Annotated in this window: 16 protein-coding genes; 3 read left to right on the forward strand and 13 right to left on the reverse strand. The window is 72.0% G+C overall.

Annotated elements, in window-relative coordinates; genetic code table 11:
- Positions 1–30 precede the first annotated feature (30 nt).
- Together AOM00_RS00300 and AOM00_RS00305 are read right to left on the reverse strand one after the other, a co-directional pair.
- Complete coding sequence (locus AOM00_RS00300; RefSeq protein ID WP_156158951.1) at positions 31–840, reverse strand: oxidoreductase; 810 nt, start codon at positions 838–840, stop codon at positions 31–33.
- Positions 841–889: 49 nt separating this feature from the next.
- Positions 890–2,971 (reverse strand): heavy metal translocating P-type ATPase, encoded by a 2,082-nt coding sequence (locus tag AOM00_RS00305; protein WP_228373355.1) that lies wholly within the window; start codon positions 2,969–2,971, stop codon positions 890–892.
- A gap of 228 nt (positions 2,972–3,199) precedes the next feature.
- Between AOM00_RS00305 and AOM00_RS00310 the strand changes: the two genes are divergently transcribed.
- The gene (locus AOM00_RS00310) at positions 3,200–4,714 is read left to right on the forward strand and encodes an HNH endonuclease (protein WP_062515895.1); all 1,515 of its coding nucleotides are present in this window, start codon (positions 3,200–3,202) and stop codon (positions 4,712–4,714) included.
- Between the two features lie 187 nt (positions 4,715–4,901).
- Here the strand turns inward: AOM00_RS00310 and AOM00_RS00315 are convergent, their stop codons facing one another.
- The 7 genes from AOM00_RS00315 to ligA all read right to left on the reverse strand — a co-directional run bounded on the left by AOM00_RS00315 (position 4,902) and on the right by ligA (position 12,026).
- Positions 4,902–5,561 (reverse strand): polysaccharide deacetylase family protein, encoded by a 660-nt coding sequence (locus AOM00_RS00315; protein WP_062515896.1) that lies wholly within the window; start codon positions 5,559–5,561, stop codon positions 4,902–4,904.
- Positions 5,562–5,585: 24 nt separating this feature from the next.
- Positions 5,586–7,094: an Asp-tRNA(Asn)/Glu-tRNA(Gln) amidotransferase subunit GatB gene (gene gatB, locus AOM00_RS00320; protein WP_062516080.1), complete on the reverse strand. Its 1,509-nt coding sequence runs from the start codon at positions 7,092–7,094 to the stop codon at positions 5,586–5,588.
- A 5-nt stretch (positions 7,095–7,099) separates the two neighbouring features.
- Positions 7,100–8,629, reverse strand: a complete 1,530-nt coding sequence (gene gatA, locus AOM00_RS00325; RefSeq protein WP_062515897.1) for an Asp-tRNA(Asn)/Glu-tRNA(Gln) amidotransferase subunit GatA — start codon at positions 8,627–8,629, stop codon at positions 7,100–7,102.
- Positions 8,629–8,928, reverse strand: a complete 300-nt coding sequence (gene gatC, locus AOM00_RS00330) for an Asp-tRNA(Asn)/Glu-tRNA(Gln) amidotransferase subunit GatC (protein ID WP_062515898.1) — start codon at positions 8,926–8,928, stop codon at positions 8,629–8,631. Before gatC ends, gatA begins: the two co-directional genes overlap by 1 nt.
- A gap of 58 nt (positions 8,929–8,986) precedes the next feature.
- Positions 8,987–9,559, reverse strand: coding sequence for a GNAT family N-acetyltransferase (locus AOM00_RS00335; protein WP_082096371.1), 573 nt, complete (start codon positions 9,557–9,559; stop codon positions 8,987–8,989).
- A complete protein-coding gene (locus AOM00_RS00340; RefSeq protein ID WP_156158952.1) occupies positions 9,556–9,807 on the reverse strand; it encodes a DUF6479 family protein in 252 nt (83 codons plus the stop codon). The genes AOM00_RS00335 and AOM00_RS00340 overlap by 4 nt, the downstream gene beginning before the upstream one ends.
- A gap of 62 nt (positions 9,808–9,869) precedes the next feature.
- A complete protein-coding gene (gene ligA, locus AOM00_RS00345) occupies positions 9,870–12,026 on the reverse strand; it encodes an NAD-dependent DNA ligase LigA (RefSeq protein ID WP_082096372.1) in 2,157 nt (718 codons plus the stop codon).
- Between ligA and AOM00_RS00350 the strand changes: the two genes are divergently transcribed.
- On the forward strand, positions 12,012–13,001 hold the full coding sequence (locus tag AOM00_RS00350; RefSeq protein ID WP_082096373.1) for a M15 family metallopeptidase: 990 nt from the start codon (positions 12,012–12,014) through the stop codon (positions 12,999–13,001). The genes ligA and AOM00_RS00350 overlap by 15 nt on opposite strands.
- Positions 13,002–13,048: 47 nt before the next feature.
- Positions 13,049–14,407 carry an 8-oxoguanine deaminase gene (locus AOM00_RS00355; RefSeq protein WP_062515901.1) on the forward strand — a complete coding sequence of 453 codons (1,359 nt, stop codon included), beginning with the start codon at positions 13,049–13,051 and terminating at the stop codon, positions 14,405–14,407.
- A 137-nt stretch (positions 14,408–14,544) separates the two neighbouring features.
- Here the strand turns inward: AOM00_RS00355 and AOM00_RS00360 are convergent, their stop codons facing one another.
- The 4 genes from AOM00_RS00360 to AOM00_RS00375 are packed head-to-tail and all read right to left on the reverse strand — an operon-like array spanning position 14,545 to position 17,622.
- Positions 14,545–15,123: a helix-turn-helix domain-containing protein gene (locus AOM00_RS00360; protein ID WP_062515902.1), complete on the reverse strand. Its 579-nt coding sequence runs from the start codon at positions 15,121–15,123 to the stop codon at positions 14,545–14,547.
- A gap of 2 nt (positions 15,124–15,125) precedes the next feature.
- On the reverse strand, positions 15,126–16,004 hold the full coding sequence (locus tag AOM00_RS00365; RefSeq protein WP_082096374.1) for an ABC transporter permease: 879 nt from the start codon (positions 16,002–16,004) through the stop codon (positions 15,126–15,128).
- Positions 16,001–16,798, reverse strand: a complete 798-nt coding sequence (locus AOM00_RS00370) for an ABC transporter permease (RefSeq protein ID WP_062515903.1) — start codon at positions 16,796–16,798, stop codon at positions 16,001–16,003. The genes AOM00_RS00365 and AOM00_RS00370 overlap by 4 nt, the downstream gene beginning before the upstream one ends.
- Positions 16,798–17,622, reverse strand: coding sequence for an ABC transporter ATP-binding protein (locus AOM00_RS00375; RefSeq protein WP_062515904.1), 825 nt, complete (start codon positions 17,620–17,622; stop codon positions 16,798–16,800). Before AOM00_RS00375 ends, AOM00_RS00370 begins: the two co-directional genes overlap by 1 nt.

Consider the following 17,622-nt stretch of genomic DNA (forward strand, 5'->3'; position numbering starts at 1 on the left):
CCGCGCAGGGCTGAGCCGCGCCGCGCCCCGTCAGCTCGCGAGACGCCGCACCATCGCTTCGTAGACCCCGTCGCCCAGCCAGCGTCGCACCGCCATGGCCGGGCGCGCGAGATAACCCTTGACGTAGCGGCGCCTGGGCCGCGGCGCGGTGGCGGCCTCCGCGAACACCTCTCCGAGCACGGCGGCCGGCGTGGCCCTGTCGCGGCCATCGCCGCCGCTCGCGACCATGGACGCCACCATCGCCCGGTACGGGCCGTCCGCGAAGTCCGCGAGCCGTCCGCTCATGCGCGGGCCCCACTCGCTCCGGACGCTGCCCGGCTCGACGACGACCACGTCGATCCCGAACGGCGCGAGCTCGTAGCGCAGGCAGTCGGACCAACCCTCGAGCGCGTGCTTGGAGGCGTGGTACCACGCGCCCATCGGCGTGTAGATCCTGCCGCCCATCGACGAGATGTTGACGATCCTCCCCGTGCCGCGCTCCCGCATGTGCGGCAGCACCAGCTGCGTGAGGCGGGCGAGACCGAAGAGGTTGACGTCGAACTGGCGACGCGCCTCCTCGAGGGGCACCTCCTCGACGGGCCCGTACAGCCCGTAGCCGGCGTTGTTGACAAGGACATCGATGCGACCGGACTCGTCGAGCACCGTGGCGACAGCGCGCGTGCAGTCCTCGTCGCTCGTGACGTCGAGCTCGAGCGGGACGATGCCGTGCGGCCGCAGCGCCTCGAGCAGGTCGGTGCGGCGCGCGGCGGCGTAGACCGTATGACCGTCGGCGGCGAGCCGGAGGGCCGCCTCGCGGCCCATGCCGGACGAGGCGCCGGTGATGAGGATGACAAGCGGCAAGGGACGCTCCTTCGTGGGGACTGCTCCGAGGCTACGGGCACGGCACCGCTCAGGCGCCGACCTGCTCAGGGTCGAGCTCCACGCGCCGCAGCGTCTGGGCGTTGGCCGCGACGACGATGGTCGACAGGCTCATCGCGATCGCCGCGACCGCGGGAGGCATGGTGAGGCCTGCCCACTGGAAGGCGCCCGCCGCGACCGGGATCGCGACCACGTTGTAGGCGGTGGCCCAGACGAGGTTCTGGCGCATCTTGCGATAGCTCGCATGCGACAGCGTGATCACGCTCGCGACCGCGCGCGGATCCGAGCCCGCGAGCACGACGCCCGCGGCCTCCATCGCCACGTCGGTACCGGCACCGATCGCGAGGCCCACATCCGCGCGGGCGAGCGCGGGCGCATCGTTCACGCCGTCGCCCACCATCGCCACCTTCCTGCCACGGGACTGGAGATCGCCCACAGCCTTGTCCTTGTCGTCGGGGAGGACCTCCGCGAAGACGTCGTCGATGCCCAGCTCGCCCGCCACCGCATCGGCCACGGCCTGCGAGTCGCCCGTGATGAGCGCGACGTCGATACCGCGCGCGTGCAGCGCCTCGACGGCCTGGCGGGACTCGTCCCGCACGGGGTCCGTCGCGGTGAACGCACCGACCGCCTGGCCGTCGACCACGACGTGCAGGACGGCGCCGCCCTTCTCGCGCCACCCGGCGGCCGCATCGTCCAGGCCCGAGGAGGCCTCGATGCCGAGCTCCTCAAGCAGCGCCGGCCCGCCGACGGCGACGTCGCTGCCGTCGACGTGCGCGCGGACGCCCTTGCCCGGGATGGTCTCGACGTCATCCGCGGACGGGACATCGAGCCCCCTGTCCTGGGCGGCGGCGACCACGGAGCGCCCGATCGGGTGCTCGGAGTCGGACTCGGCCGCTGCGGCGAGGGCGAGCATGCGGTCCTCGTCCCAGCCGTCGATCGTCGCAGCCTCGGTCAGCCGGTGCGAGCCCTCGGTGAGGGTGCCGGTCTTGTCGAACAGCACCGTGTCGACGGTGCGCATCGCCTCGAGCGCCGCGGTGTCCTTGACCAGGATCCCCTGCTTGGCGCTGCTCGACGTGGCGATCGCGATGACCAGCGGGATCGCGAGGCCCAGCGCATGCGGGCACGCGATCACCAGGACGGACACCGCCGCGCTGAGCCCCTGCGCGGGATCGCCGATGGCGGCGTGGATCGCGAAGGTGAGCGCGGCCGCCCCCAGCGCGATCCAGAACAGCCACGCGGCCGCGCGATCGGCCAGCCGGCGGGTGCCGGAGCGGCTGCTCTGCGCGTCCTGGACCATGCGCTGGATGCCCGCGAGCGCGGTGTCGTCGCCCGTCGCGGTGATCTCGACCCGGAGCGATCCGTCCGTCGCGACGGTTCCGGCGACCACGCGGTCGCCCTCGTGCTTCGCGACGGGTGCGGACTCGCCCGTGATCATCGACTCGTCCACGCTGGCGTCGCCCCGGACGATGCTGCCGTCGGCCGGGATCCGGCCGCCCGGACGGACCACCACGGTGTCGCCCTGCTCGAGGTCGCCGATGCTCACATGCTCGGTCCCGCCGTCTCCGGTGACGCGTTCCGCATCGTCCGGCAGGAGCTCGGCCAAAGCGGCGAGCGCGCCCTGCGCCTGCCCCACGGCCTTCATCTCCTGCCAATGGCCGAGCAGCATCACCACGATCAGCGCGGCGAGCTCCCACCAGAAGCTGAGGTCGCCGATGCCGAGCGTCGCCGCCGCGGACGCCAGGAACGCGACCGTGATCGCGAGGCTGATGAGCGTCATCATGCCCGGCTTGCGGACGCTGATCTCGTCGCGCCAGGCCATGCTGAGGAACGGCCAGCCGCCCCACGCGAAGATCACCGTGCCCAGCAGCGGTGGGATCCACGCGCTGCCCGGAAGGTCGTAGCCGAGCCAGCCCTCGACCATCTCGCTGGTCGCGATCACGGGGACCGCGAGGACCAGGTTCCACCAGAACAGGCGCTTGAAGACCATCGCGTGGCCACTGTGGTCGGTGCCGTGGTGGGCGTGGTCGTCGTGCTGGTGCTGGTCGTGGTGCTGGTGCTGGTCGTCGCGCTGAGCGGGCTCGTCGTGAGCCATCGTCGCGTGATCGTGAGCCATGGGGACCTCCTTGGGAGTGGCAACAACTCTCGACGCTATTCCTTCCACTCGACTGGAAGGTCAAGGCCCGTGCCGGCAAGGTCGACGGCGGCGGGACCGGGGAGGCGACCGCCCGCCCACCCGCATCCACGGGGCGATGTCCACAGGCCCTGTCGCACGCGCAATTTCCACATCTACCTGGGAGGATGATCGGCGCGCGATGTCAGACCCTCGTGGTGGGATGGAGCCATGGACATCCCGAACCTGTTCGATGCGGACCCGGGCGCCGACCCGGCGGTCGGCTCGTTCCGGCGCGCATGCCTGGACGCACGCGCGGCGGTGGGGACCATGCGCGGGCTCGCATCCTCGGGCGGAGCGGCGGACGTGGTGAAGCGCCTGGGGGATGCGGCGCAGCTGGCTCGCGAGGTGGACATGGTGCTCGCCCGCACCGCCCACGACATCGCGATCCGGTCCGATGTCCCCGGCGGCGGGCTCGCGAAGCATCACGGCTACCGCAGCGCCGCGGACCTGGTGGCGGCCGCGATGGGCACCACGCGCGCCGAAGCGTGGCGCCTGCTCGAGGTGGGACGCACGCTGGAGGAGATGGAAGGGGGCAAGCCTGACGACGGGTCCGACGATCCCGAAGGCGGGGCCGGGGACGGCCGGGACGCCGCTCCCGACAGCCCCGAGGGGAACCCGCCGCCTGCCCCTCCGCCGGAACCGCCGACGCCGAGGCCCGCCGCGTCCCGCTATCCGGCCGTCGCGGCGGCGCTGCTCCAGGGCGAGATCTCAGCGGATTGCGGCGCCCAGATCATCACCATGCTCGATTCGCTTGCCGAGGGAGTACCCGAGGAGGCGAAGCGGGTCGCGGCCTCACAGCTGGTCGAGAGGGCTCTCGGGCTGGATGCGACGCGTTTCGCCAGGATCGTGGCCCGCTTCAGGGCTGCCCTCGACATCGAGCAGCACGAACGCAACCTTGCCCGCATGCGCCGCGCACGCCACCTCCGCATGTGGGAGAACCGCGCCGGGATGCTGGTGATCAACGGCGAGCTCGACCCCGAGACGGCCGCGCCGGTGCGCGCGGCGCTCGATGCGCTGGTCGGCGATGCGATGCGCGCCAGCCGCGCCAACCCGGGCGTCGATGAGCGCACCACCGATCAGATGCGCGCGGACGCGCTCGCCGACCTCGCCCGACACGCGCTGGGCTGCGAGTCCACCACGCCCCTGCTCGGCTCCACCACGGTCGTGGTGCGTGTCAGCGAGACCGACCTCAGGACCGGAGCGGGCCTCGGCGAGGTCGATGGATGCAGCCAACCCGTCGACATCGCGACCGCGCGTCGGCTTGCCGCCACCGCCTTCGTCGTCCCCGCCGTCCTGGGCTCCAAGAGCGAGCTTCTCGACCTCGGCCGCCGCACCTACCCCTTCACTCGCGCCCAGCGCATCGCGCTGGGCGAGCGGGACGGCGGTTGCGCCTTCTGCGGCGTCCCACCCGCCTGGTGCGAGGCCCATCACCTCCAGTTCTGGTCCCGAGGCGGCCGCACGGACCTGTCGAACGGCGCGCTCCTGTGCTCCCACTGCCATCACGTCATCCACGACCAAGGCTGGACCGTCCGCGCCACCGACACCGAGATCTGGTTCATCCCGCCCAGCAGCGTCGATCCGGCGCGCGTGCCCCGCCAAGGCGGACGCGCTCGCTTCGGGCCGCCACGCGCCTGGCGGCCCCGTCGCGGTGAGCCCCCGAGCGCGAGACCCGACGCCGCCTGACCCGGGACGTGGCGGCCCCCGCGGCGCGAAGCATGCCGTTCGCGCGGAGCAGGCGGCGCGGCAGTCGGCCCGCGGCGTGTCCTCGCCATGGCCGGGGTGGTCGGTCCCGCCAGCGTGGTGCGCACCGTCGCCGCGACTGCGTGATGGCCGCTCGGCCGGCAGCGCCGTACCGTGCGTGGCTTCGCGGCTAGGGCATCTCCGGGAGCACGAACCGCCAGCCCTCGGCAAGGCGCTCGGAGACCACCTCGATCACGGCGTCGACGGTGCCCGAACGGTTGCCGCCGCCGTCGTGCAGCAGCACCAGCTCGCCCGGCACCATCGCGAGCCGGAGCCGCGAGGCGAGCACGGCCGGGTCCTGCTCGACCCAGTCCTCGACCGTGTTGACCACGTCGAGCGGCTGCATCCCGAGCCGCACCGCCACGGGCGCCGTCACACCCCACGCGCCGTTGGGCGCGCGCCAGTAGGGCACGGGGACCTCGTCGCCGACCACCGACTCGATGATCGCGAGGTTCTTGAGCATGTCGTCGCGCACCGAGAGCGCGTCCCACTCCCCCATCGCCTCGTAGGAGGTGGAGTGGTTGCAGAGCACGTGGCCGTCGGCGACGATGCGGCGCAGCACCTCGGCGCCGGAAGGGATCGGGGTCCCGTCTCCGCCTTCGCCCGCGGGGCGCAGGATCTCGGAGCCGATCACCGCGAAGACGGCGCGGATCCCGCGCGACTTGAGGAAGTCGAGCAGGCGGATCGTGTCGAGGCCGTTGGGGCCGTCGTCGAAGGTCAGCGCGCAGGCGGGGCCGGACAGCGCGAGACCCCCGCTCGCGACGCGGCGAACGGGGGTCTTGCTGAGCATGGCTCGTTCCCTTCGGCGGTGCCGTCAGGCCTCGACGCCGGCGCGCTGCAGGATGATCTCCCGCACGCGACCCGCATCGGCCTGGCCGCGCGTCGCCTTCATGACCGCTCCGACGATCGCGCCGGCGGCCTGGACCTTGCCGTCCTGGATCTTGGCGAGGACGTCGGGCTGGGCCGCGAGGGCCTCGTCGACGGCCTTCTCGAGCGCCGAGTCGTCGGAGACGACCTCGAGGCCACGCGAGGCGACCACCTCGGCGGGCGATCCCTCTCCCGCGAGGACACCCTCGAGAGCCTGGCGCGCGAGCTTGTCGTTGATCCTGCCCGAGTCGACCAGCCCCTGGAGCTCGGCGATCGCGGCAGGCGTCAGCGGCAGCGCCGTCAGCGCGACCTCACGGTCGTTCGCCACGCGCGACAGCTCGCCCATCCACCACTTGCGCGCAGCCTGGGGCGTGGTGCCCGCGGCGACCGTGTCCGCGATGAGGACCAGGGCGTCGGCGGCGACCACGTCGCGCATCTCGAGGTCGGAGAAGCCCCACTCCTCGCGCAGGCGCGCGCGCATCTTGGCGGGATGCTCGGGGATGGTCCCGCGGAGCTCCTCGACCCACTCGCGCGACGGCTGCACCGGAAGCAGGTCCGGCTCCGGGAAGTAGCGGTAGTCCTCCGCCTCCTCCTTGGATCGGCCCGGCGTGGTCGACGAGGTGTCCTCGTGCCAGTGACGGGTCTCCTGCACCACCGGCTGGCCGGCGAGCAGCAGCGACGCCTGGCGGGCTGCCTCGAAGTGCACGGCGCGCTCGATCGCGCGGAGCGAGTTGACGTTCTTGGTCTCGGAGCGCTTGCCGAAGGGGACATCATCCTGCGACTCGCCCGCGACCGCCTTGGGGCGCAGGGACAGGTTGACGTCGGCACGCACCGAGCCCTGCTCCATGCGGCCGTCCGAGATCCCTAGGGCCCGCACGATGTCACGGATGGTCGCGACGTAGGCGCGCGCCACCTCGGCGGTGCGGTCGCCCATGCCCGTGATGGGCTTGGTGACGATCTCCACGAGCGGCACTCCGCCGCGGTTGTAGTCGACCAGCGAGTAGTCGGCGCCCTGGATGCCGCCCGAGCCACCCACGTGGGTGTTCTTGCCGGCGTCCTCCTCCATGTGCGCGCGCTCGATGGCGACGGTCACCACGGTGCCGTCGTCGAGGACCACGTCCAGCGAGCCCTCGTAGCAGGTGGGCTCGTCGTACTGCGAGATCTGGTAGTCCTTCGACAGGTCCGGGTAGAAGTAGTTCTTCCGGGCGAAGCGCGAGGACTCGCGGATCGAGCAGCCCAGGGCGAGGCCCAGACGGATCGCCGACTCGACGGCCTTCTGGTTGGTCACCGGCATGGCGCCCGGGAGGCCGAGGCACACCGGGCAGACCTGCGTGTTGGGCTCGGCGCCGAACTCGTTGGCGCAGCCGCAGAACATCTTGGTCCTGGTGTTGAGCTCGACGTGGACCTCGATACCGAAGACCGGGTCGAACTCCTCCATCGCCTGCTCGTAGGTCATGGCGCTCACGACGCCACCTCCAGCTCCGGGGCCTGCGCGGACAGCGGGCCGCCCCATTCGGCGGTCAGCGACGCCTCGAGGGCGGCGCCGATGCGGTACAGACGGGCGTCCTCGTGGGCCGGCGCCAGGATCTGGAAGCCGACCGGCAGGCCGTCCTCGGGCGCGAGGCCCGACGGCAGCGACATGCCGGGGATGCCCGCGAGGTTCGCGGGGATGGTCGCGATGTCGTTGAGGTACATCGCCAGGGGGTCGTCGATCCGCTCGCCGATCTTGAACGGCGTGGTCGGAGTCGTGGGCGACACGAGCACGTCGCACTGCGCGAACGCGGCGTCGAAGTCGCGCTGGACCAGCGTGCGCACCTTCTGCGCCGAGCCGTAGTAGGCGTCGTAGTAGCCCGCCGACAGCGCATAGGTGCCGAGGATGATGCGTCGCTTGACCTCGTCGCCGAAGCCCTCGGCCCGGGTCGCGAGCATCGTCTTCTCGACAGTGGGCTTCTCGACGCGGAGACCGAAGCGCACCGAGTCGAACTTCGCGAGGTTGGACGACGCCTCCGAGGGGAGGATCACGTAGTACGCGGCGAGCGCGTACTCGAAGGACGGGCAGGAGACCTCGACGATCTCGGCGCCCATGGCGCGCAGCTTGTCGAGCGACTCCTCGAAGCGCTGCGTGACGCCGGCCTGGTAGCCGCCGTCCGCGCCGCTCAGCTCGCGGACCACACCGACCTTCACGCCGGTGAGGTCCATCTGCGCGCCTTCGAGGGCGGCCTCGACGACGGCCGGGACGGGCTCGTCCAGCGACGTGGCGTCCATCTCGTCGTGGCCGCCCATGACCTCGTGAAGCAGCGCGGTGTCGAGCACCGTGCGGCCGCAGGGGCCCAGCTGGTCGAGCGAGGAGGCGAGCGCGATCGCGCCGAAGCGCGAGACGCCGCCGTAGGTCGGCTTCACGCCCACGGTCGCGGTGACCGATGCGGGCTGACGGATCGAGCCGCCGGTGTCCGAGCCGATGGTGAGGGGCGCCTCGAAGGCCGCGAGCGCCGCGGCCGAGCCGCCGCCCGAGCCGCCGGGGATGCGGTCGAGGTCCCACGGGTTGCGCGTCGGGCCGTAGCCGGAGTGCTCGGTCGAGGAGCCCATCGCGAACTCGTCCATGTTGGTCTTGCCCAGGATCGGCATGCGCGCCTCACGGACGCGGCGGGTCACCGTCGCGTCGTACGGCGGGATCCAGCCCTCGAGGATGCGCGAGCCGGCGGTCGTGGGCAGGCCCTTGGTGACCAGGACGTCCTTGATGCCGATCGGCACGCCCGCCAGGCGAGGCAGCTCCACGCCCGCGGCGCGGTCCGCGTCGACGGCGCGCGCCGTCTCGAGCGCGCCCTCGGCGTCGATGTGGAGGAACGCGTGGACGCTGTTCGACTCCACGGTGCCGTCCACGGCGGCGATGCGGTCGAGGTGCGCCTGCACCAGCTCCACGGAGGTGACCTCGCCGGCGGCGAGGGCGTCGGCCATCTGGGCGGCCGTCTTCCGAGTCCAGTCGATAGCCATCAGGCCTCCTCCCCCAGGATCTGCGGGACGCGGAAGCGCCCCTCCTCCGCGTCGGGCGCGGCGGCCAGCGCATCGTCCTGCGCGAGGGACGGGCGGACCACGTCCTCGCGATGGATGTTGGCCATCGGGATCGGGTGGCTCGTCGCCGGGACGTCCTCGCCGGCGACCTCGGCCACCTTGGCGACGGCGTCGACGATCACGGCGAGCTGGCCCGAGAGGCGGTCGAGGTCCGCGTCGGTCATGTCGATGCGGGCGAGCGCCGCGAGGCGCGCCACATCGGATCGCTCAAGGGAAGACATGGCGACGAGTCTAGTGGCGCGAGGTCCCCGTCACGGCGCTGCGCCGTACGGCCCTCGTTCAGGCAGACGGCTCCCAGGCGTAGCCGAGCAGCCGGATGGCGCCCTCCGGCGCCCTGCCGCCCTCGAGCGGAACCCGGGTCACCGAGCCGTCCTCGTTGTCGACCACGAACCAGTCGAGCTCCTCGCGTCGCGTGAAGCCCATGCGCTCGTACAGGCGGTGGGCCACGTGCATCGTCTCCATGGTGGACAGGACGATGCGCGGCGCGCCCTCCTCGACGGCCCTCTCCATGGCGGCGCGGGCGAGGTCGCGCCCGATGCCGCGGCCCCGCTCGATGGGGGAGACCGCGAGCATCCTCAGCTCGTACTCGCCGTCCTGGGCGAGCTCGATGAACGGGCTCCCCGGGGGCACGAGCGTGATGGTCCCGACGATCGACCCCTCACCCTTCTCGCCATCCATCATCGCGAGCAGCTCGGCACCTTCCGCTCGAGCCTGGGCATCGCGCAGCTGCGGGAGGTACGGGTGGGCATGGTCCACGAGGCCGTCCGCGAGGTACGCGAGCGCGGTGAGCTCGCCGATCTCCTGGAGGCGGGACTTCTCGTCGGGCTTGATGACGCGGACGGCAGATCTCACTGTGGGCCCTCGTTCGGGTCGATGCGGCGGTCCCAGTGAGGGACCGACGTCTCTGACGGCGTCCCCTCGACCGGGTCGGGATGCTGGCCTGTCGGACCGCGTCCGGCCTGGTCGCGCGGATGCGGATGCGGGTGCGAGCGCGGGGGCTGCGGGCCGCGGCGGGCCACCGAGACGGCGATGACCGTCACGAGGACCGCCAGGACCACGACGCCGGCGACGACGCCGATGACGGTTGCGGAGTTCATCACGATACGTTCCTCCCTCCCCCTTGCTGGCCAGCCTACCCACGCCCGCCGACGCGCGTCAGGGGTCAGTCGAGGCCGGCGGGACCGTCCGCGAGCAGCCGCACGAACTGGGCCTCGTCGAGCATGGGGACGCCGAGCGACTCGGCCTTGGCGGCCTTGGAGCCCGCGTTCGCCCCGATCACCACGTAGTCGGTGTTCTTCGAGACCGAGCCCGCAGCCTTGCCGCCACGCGAGATGATCGCCTCCTTCACGGAGTCGCGGGTGAAGCCCTCGAGCGAGCCGGTCGCGACGATGGTGAGCCCCTCGAGGGTGCGCGCGATGGACTCGTCACGCTCGTCCTCCATGCGCACGCCCGCGGCGGCCCAGCGCTCGACGATCTCGACGTGCCACGGCACCGTGAACCACTGCAGCACGGACTCGGCGATCACGGGACCGACACCCTCGACGGCGGCGAGCTGCTCCTCGGATGCGGCGCGGATCGCGTCCATCGAGCCGAAGGCTGTCGCGAGCGCACGGCTCGCCGTGGGACCGACGTGCCTGATCGAGAGCGACACCAGGACCCGCCACAGCGGCTGCGAGCGCGCGCCGGCGAGGTTGTCGAGCAGCTTCTGGCCGTTGGTCGAGAGGTCGCCGGCCTGGCGCTCGACGCCCTTCACCTTCGAGTCCTTCTCGAGCACGAAGAGCGGTACGCGGCGCAGGTCCTCGTCGGTGAGCGCGAAGAGCCCCGCCTCGTTCGCGAGCACCGTGGACTCCACGAGCGCCGCGGCGGCCTTCTCACCGAGCACCTCGATGTCGAACGCACCGCGGGAGCCGATGAACGCGATGCGATCCACGATCTGCGCGGGGCAGCCCTCGGAGTTGGGGCAACGGAGGTCCTTGTCGCCCTCCTTCTGCTCCGCGAGGGGCGTGCCGCAGGACGGGCACTCCGCGGGCATGGTCCACTCGCGCTCCGCGCCGGTGCGCGCAGCGACCACGGGGCCGACGATCTCGGGGATCACGTCGCCGGCCTTGCGCAGCACCACGGTGTCGCCGATGAGCACGCCCTTGCGCCTGACCTCATGCGCGTTGTGGAGCGTCGCGAAGGTCACGGTCGACCCCGCGACCAGCACCGGCGTCATGACGCCGTAGGGGGTGACGCGCCCGGTGCGCCCGACGTCGACGCGGATGTCCTCGAGCGTGGTGTGCACCTCCTCCGGCGGGAACTTGTAGGCGATCGCCCAGCGAGGCGCGCGCGACGTCGACCCGAGCGCGCCCTGCACCCCGCGGTCGTCGACCTTGAGCACGGCGCCGTCGATCTCGTGGACCAGCGAGTGGCGCTTGTCCTCGAGCTCCCGCAGGTAGCCCGCGACCTCGTCGACCCCGCTCACCACGCGCGCGTGGTCCGTCACCGGAAGGCCCCACGACGCGAGGACCTCGTAGATCCCATGCTGGGAGCCGATGGCCGGATGCGGCTCGGAGGCCCCCCACTCGAGCGCGCCGAGCGCATACGTGGTCACCGCCAGCGGTCGCGTCGCGGTCACGGTCGCATCCTTCTGGCGCAGCGAGCCCGCCGCGGTGTTCCTGGGGTTGGCGTAGGGCGCCTTCCCCTCCTCGAGCAGGCGCGCGTTGAGCTCCTCGAAGGCCGCGACCGGGAGGTAGACCTCGCCGCGGACCTCCACGAGCGCGGGCACGTGCTCCCCGGCGAGCGCATCCGGGAGCCCCGCGATGGTGCGGACGTTCGCGGTGACGTCCTCACCCGTGGTGCCGTCGCCGCGCGTCACGCCGCGGACCAGCACGCCGTCCTCGTAGGTGAGCGAGATCGACAACCCGTCGATCTTGGGCTCGCACACCACCGTCTGCGGGCCCGCGTCCTTCTCCACACGCGCGAGCCACGCCTCGACGTCCTCGATCGAGAACGCGTTGTCGAGGCTCATCATCCGCTCGCGGTGCTTCACGGACGCGAAGCCCTGCGCGACCGCGCCGCCCACGGTCTGCGTGGGGCTCTCGGGCGTGGCGAGCTCGGGCCACTGCGCCTCGAGTTCCCGCAGCTCGCGCTCGAGAGAGTCGTACTCGGCGTCCGAGACGGTGGGCGCATCGAGCTCGTAGTAGGCGTGGCGGTGGGCCTCGATCTCTTGGACGAGCTGCTGGTGGCGGGCGCGGGGGTCGGTCACGGCACTATCCCACCACGACCTACCGACGCCCACGCGCCCCCCACTAGCCTGGACCGCATGTCTCCCCGCCATGCCCTCGCCTCGACCCGTACCCGTGTGGTCCTCACGGTGCTCGCCGGCGGCCTGGGCCTGGCCGCGGCCGTCGCCTCGTGCTCGGCCTCGTCCAACGGCTCCACGGCACCGGGGAGCGGCGCCGTCACCACCGCCCCGGAGACCTCCCCCACCGCCTCGGCGACGCCTGGGCCGAGCATCGTCCCCTCCCCGACGGCGACCCCCACGCCGACCGCCGAGACCTCGGCCACGCCGGAGCCGACCGCGACCGCCGCGCCCGTCTCCGAGTTCGCGCGACCCGAGTGGCTGGGCACGACCGTGCTGAAGAAGCAGGACAACGGCCTGGGCAAGCCGGGCGCCACGCCCGCCGAGCTGCGCGACCGCCGCCTCGAGCCCCGCGAGGGCGCCTACCCGGACCCTGAGGACGACGCCTGGTTCGCGACCGTCTCCACGGTGCCGGCGGACGTCCTCGCCCGCTCGAGCTGGCGCGAGGAGTGCCCCGTGCCGGCGAGCGACCTCGCCTACATCGTCATGCCTTTCTGGGGCTTCGACGGGCAGGCGCACACCGGCGAGATGATCACCTCCGCGCAGTACGCCGACGATGTGGTCACGGCCTTCGAGGGCATGTACGAGCGCCGCTTCCCGATCGAGGAGATGCGCGTCACCACGTGGGCCGAGGTCAACGGGGCGCACACCGGCGACCAGAACGTCACCATCAGCTTCGAGTGCCGCAAGGTCACCGGTGGCTACGACGTGTGGTCCGAGCACGCGAAGGGCCTCGCGATCGACATCAACCCCTTCCACAACCCGTGGCAGCGCGACGGCGCCGTGTTCCCCGAGCTCGCGCGCGCCTACCTGGACCGCGACTGGCTCCGCCCCGGCATGATCGAGACGCAGCAGCAGATCATCGACGAGTTCGAGGAGCTCGGCTGGACGTGGGGCGGCACGTGGGACAAGCTCGACGACTGGATGCACTTCTCCGCGCAGGGCGGCTGATCCGCCTACTACCCTGGGTTGACGCCGACGAGCCCTGAGGAGACGCCATGGCCGCATCGACCCTGATCGAGGGCGGGCACCTCGTGACGATGGACGCCGCCGGGACGGAGCTCACGCGCGGCTGGATCGCGGTCAGGGGCGGTCGCATCGCGGGCCTGGGCGAGGGGCCCGCGCCCTCGGATGTGCGCGACGCCTTCCCCGACCGCGTCGACGCGCGCGGTGCGCTCATCACGCCCGGCCTGGTCAACACGCACCACCACCTCTACCAGTGGCTCACGCGCGGTTGGGCGCAGGACTCGATCCTCTTCGACTGGCTCGTCGCCCTCTACCCCACGTGGTCGCGCATCGACGAGGGCACGGCGGGTGCGGCCGCCGCGGGCGCGATGGCGGTGCTCGCGCGCTCCGGCTGCACCACCGTGGGCGACCACCACTACATCTTCCCGCGCGGCTCCGGCGACATCGTCGGGGCGATCGTGCACGAGGCCTCCGAGCTCGGGCTGCGCCTCCACGCGACGCGCGGCTCGATGGACCTGGGCGAGTCGCACGGCGGCCTCCCGCCGGACTTCGCCGTCGAGACCACGGACGATGCGCTGGCGGCCTCGGCAGAGGCAGTCACCCGGTATCACGACGCATCGTCCGACTCGATGGTGCGCGTCGCGATCGCGCCCTGCTCGCCGTTCTCGGTGACGGCCGACCTGCTGCGCGAATCCGCCGCCCTCGCACGCTCGCTGGGGGTGCGCCTCCACACGCACGGGGCCGAGACCGTCGAGGAGGAGGCTTTCTGCCACGAGCGGTTCGGGATGGGGCCCACCGACTACCTCGAGTCGCTCGGGTGGCTGGGTCCGGACGTATGGATGGCCCACTGCGTCCACCTCTCCGAGGCCGATGTCGCGCGCTTCGCCGCCACCGGCACCGGCGTCGCGCACTGCCCGTCGTCGAACGCCCGTCTCGCGGCCGGGATCGCGCCGGTGCGCTCCCTGGTGGATGCGGGGGCGCCGGTGGGCCTGGGCGTGGACGGCGCCGCCTCGAACGAGCACGGACGGCTGGGCTCGGAGATCCGTCAGGCCGCGCTGCTCGCGCGCCTGCGGGACGGCGCGGGCGCCATGCCCGTCCGCGACGCGCTCCGCCTTGCGACCATGGGCGGCGCGCGGGTGCTCGGCCGCGAGCGCGAGATCGGCTCGCTCGAGGTGGGCAAGCTCGCGGACATCGTGCTGTGGGAGCTCGGCGAGGTCGAGCACGCGGGGATCGCGGATCCCGTGGCGGCGCTCGGGCTCGGCTCGCTGCCGCGCGTGCGACGGATGCTGGTGCAGGGTCGCGATGTGGTGGTCGACGGCGAGCTCACGCGGGGAGACTCGGCCCGGATCGCCGGACGCGTGGCTCAGGCCGCGGAGCGGCTCCGCGCCTGACGCTCGGGGGCCGGGCGCGGGCCTGCGTGCCGGCCCGCGTGGCCGACACTCGTGCATGACAGGTGCGAGCAGGCGGCACGGCACCACCCCGCCCGCCGCCGCTCGTGCGTGAAAGGTGCGCCCGCGGGACCCGCGCCTCAGCGCGCCTGCTGCTTCACCACCAGAAGACGGTAGGGCTCCTCGGACCACCACCGGTGGGTGACACCGCCCGCGTAGTAGACCGAGTCGCCCTCGGCCAAGGCGTGCGCACGGCCGTCCAGTTCCGACACCACGGAGCCCGCGAGCACCAGCACGAACTCGTCCTCGGCGTGCGTGAACACCTCGCCCGGCTCCGAGGCGTCCGAGTCGACCATGATCGGGGTGAAGGGCCTCGCGCCACGTGCGAGCGAGACCGCCGTTCCGCGCGCGAAGCCCTCGGGGGTCGGGCGACGCGAGCCCGCTCGCACCACCTCGATGCGCCGCGGGGCCGCGCCGTCTTCCGCCTCCGCGGCCGCGACCAGCTCGACCGGGCTGGTCTCGAGCGCGACCGCGATGCGTCGCAGCGACTGCAACGAGAGGTTGGCGAGCCCTCGCTCCACCTGCGACAGGAACGGGTGCGACAGCTCGGTCGCATCCGCGAGCTGCACCAGGGTGAGCCCGCGGGAGCGACGCAGCTCGCGCAGCCGTGCACCGAGCCGCGCGGCGGACTCGTCCGGTTCGCCGCCGACTGCGCTCACGCCTAGACCCTTTTCTCCGGATGCATGCCCATGCGGGCGAGCACCGTGTTCTCGACGATCGCCACGACGTTGTAGAGGACGAGCGAGACGCCGGTCACCACGACCACGGAGGCCCACAGCTCGTCGAACTTCGCCCCGGTACTGTAGCCGTAGATCACGCCGCCGATACCGCCGCCGGTCGCGAGCCACTCGGCCAGCAGCGCACCCGTGATGGCACCCGGGACCGAGACGCGCACCGCGGCGAAGAAGGCCGGGAGGGACGCGGGCAGGGCCACCGTGGTGAGCTGCTTCATGGGGCTGCCGCCGTAGACCTCGACCACCTCGAGCGCCTGCGTGGACGCCTGCTTGAGGCCGAACGCGATGTTCACGAGCGCAGGGAACAGCACCACGATGCCGCCCATGACCGCCACGGTCATGAACTCGCGGCCGAAGATCATGATGATCACCGGCGCGAACGCGATGAGGGGCACCGAGCGCAGCAGCAGCGCGAGCGGCATCGCCGCGTGCTCGAAGCTCTTGGACAGCCGGAACCCGATGGCGCCGAGGAGCGCCAGCAGGAGGCCGGCGACGAAGCCGACCGTCGCGTCGCGCATGGTGATCGCGAGGTTGGAGGCGATCTCCGCACGGTTCTCGGCGGCGTCCTCCTCCACGAAGAAGAAGTTCCACACGTCGACCGGGCCCTTCGCCACATAGGGCGAGAGGTCGGAGACCCACAGCACGATCTGCCACATCGCGACGACGGCGACGAGCGTGAGCGCGAAGGTGAGCAGCGAGCTCCCGAGCGACTTGAGCGTGGCCTGTCGCGCCTGGCGGCGCACCTTGTCGGCGAGCTCCGCGACCTGCGGGTCGGCCGGCAGCGTCGTAGAGGTGACGTCGGTCATGCCTCTGCTCCCTTCGCCCACGGGGTGGCGAGCCGCGTGAGCAGCCCGACCAGGAGGTAGAGGGTGAGGGCGATCGCGCCCGACGCGAGGGCGATGCCCCACACCCGGGGCGAGTTGAGCTGTTGCTGCGCGATGATCATCGCCGTGGCGACCCCCGTCTCGACCTTGCCGAAGTACTCGCCCAGCACCGCGCCCAGGAAGGCCGCGGGAACCGCGATCTGAAGCGCGGTGAGGACCGCCGGCATCGCGGAGATCACGCGGACCTTGCGCAGCTGCGTCAACGCGCTGCCGCCGTAGACGTGGACCACGTCGAGGCTCGACTTGTCGGCGGCGTGCAGTCCGAGCAAGGAGCCCACCACGGTGGTGAAGAAGACGCTGAGGGCCGCGATGAAGATCGCGGTGCCCGAGGGCTCGCCCTTCTTGGGCACCTCGAAGATCAGCACCAGCAGCGGCCCGATCGCGACGATCGGGATGCAGTAGGAGATGACCGCGAGCTGCATGACCGCGCCCTCGAGCTTGGGCAGCACCATCACCATCGCCGCGAGCACCAGCGCGACCCCGTTGCCCCAGAGGTAGCCCTGAAGCGCCTCGTTGAGCGTGACCGAGAAGTGGGTGACGTAGAAGTCCCAGCCGATGGTGCCGTACTCCTGGATCACCTGCCACGGCGTCGGGATCGCCTTGGTGTCGCCGGACCCGACGTTCGCGAAGATCGTCACCGACGAGACCCACCAGAACGCCACCAGCGCGAGGCTGCTGAGCAGGACGATGGCCCACGACGGGAGCCGGCGACCCATCAGTCGTCCTCGGTGGCCGCGCCGCCCGCACCGAACAGCAGCTCCGAGGCCTGATCCACGTAGGCGTGGAACTCGGGGCTGCGCTGGATGTCGGGGGTGCGGGGCCGCGGCAGGTCGATCTCCATGACCTCCTTGACCCGGCCGGGTCGAGGGCTCATGACCGCGACCTGGTCCGCAAGGAAGATCGCCTCGGTGATGCCGTGCGTCACCAGCAGCGTGGTCGCGGGCTTCGCCGCGAGGATGCGCATGAGCTCGAGGTTCAGCCGCTGCCGCGTCATGTCGTCGAGCGCACCGAAGGGCTCGTCGAGGAGCAGCACGGAGGGCTTGAGCACCAACGCGCGCGCGATCGACACGCGCTGACGCATGCCGCCAGAGAGCTGCGAGGGCTTGGCCTTCTCGAAGCCCGTGAGGCCCACGAGCGCGATGAGCTCCTCGATGTAGTCGTGGTCGACGTCCTTGCCGGCGACCTCGAACGGAAGCTTGATGTTGTTGTAGACCGAGCGCCACGGCAGGAGCGCGCTGTCCTGGAACGCGATGCCGAGCTCGTTGTACGCGCGCAGGTCCTTCGGGGACCGCCCGTCGACACGCGTGGTGCCGCTCGTGGGCTCCTCGAGGCCCGCGAGGATGCGCAGGATGGTCGACTTGCCGCAGCCCGACGGGCCGAGCAGCGCGAGGAAGGACCCGCGGTCGGTGTGGAGGTTCGCGTCCTGGAGCGCGGTGACGGTCTTCTTCCCGGAGGAGAAGACCTTGGTGAGGCCGGAGATCTGCAGGCCGGTGCCCGGGGCGGTCTCGCCCCGGGCACCGGACTGGGTGACGTCGGTCAC

The sequence above is a fragment of the Demequina gelatinilytica genome (genome assembly GCF_000971115.1).
Classification (GTDB): domain Bacteria; phylum Actinomycetota; class Actinomycetes; order Actinomycetales; family Demequinaceae; genus Demequina; species Demequina gelatinilytica.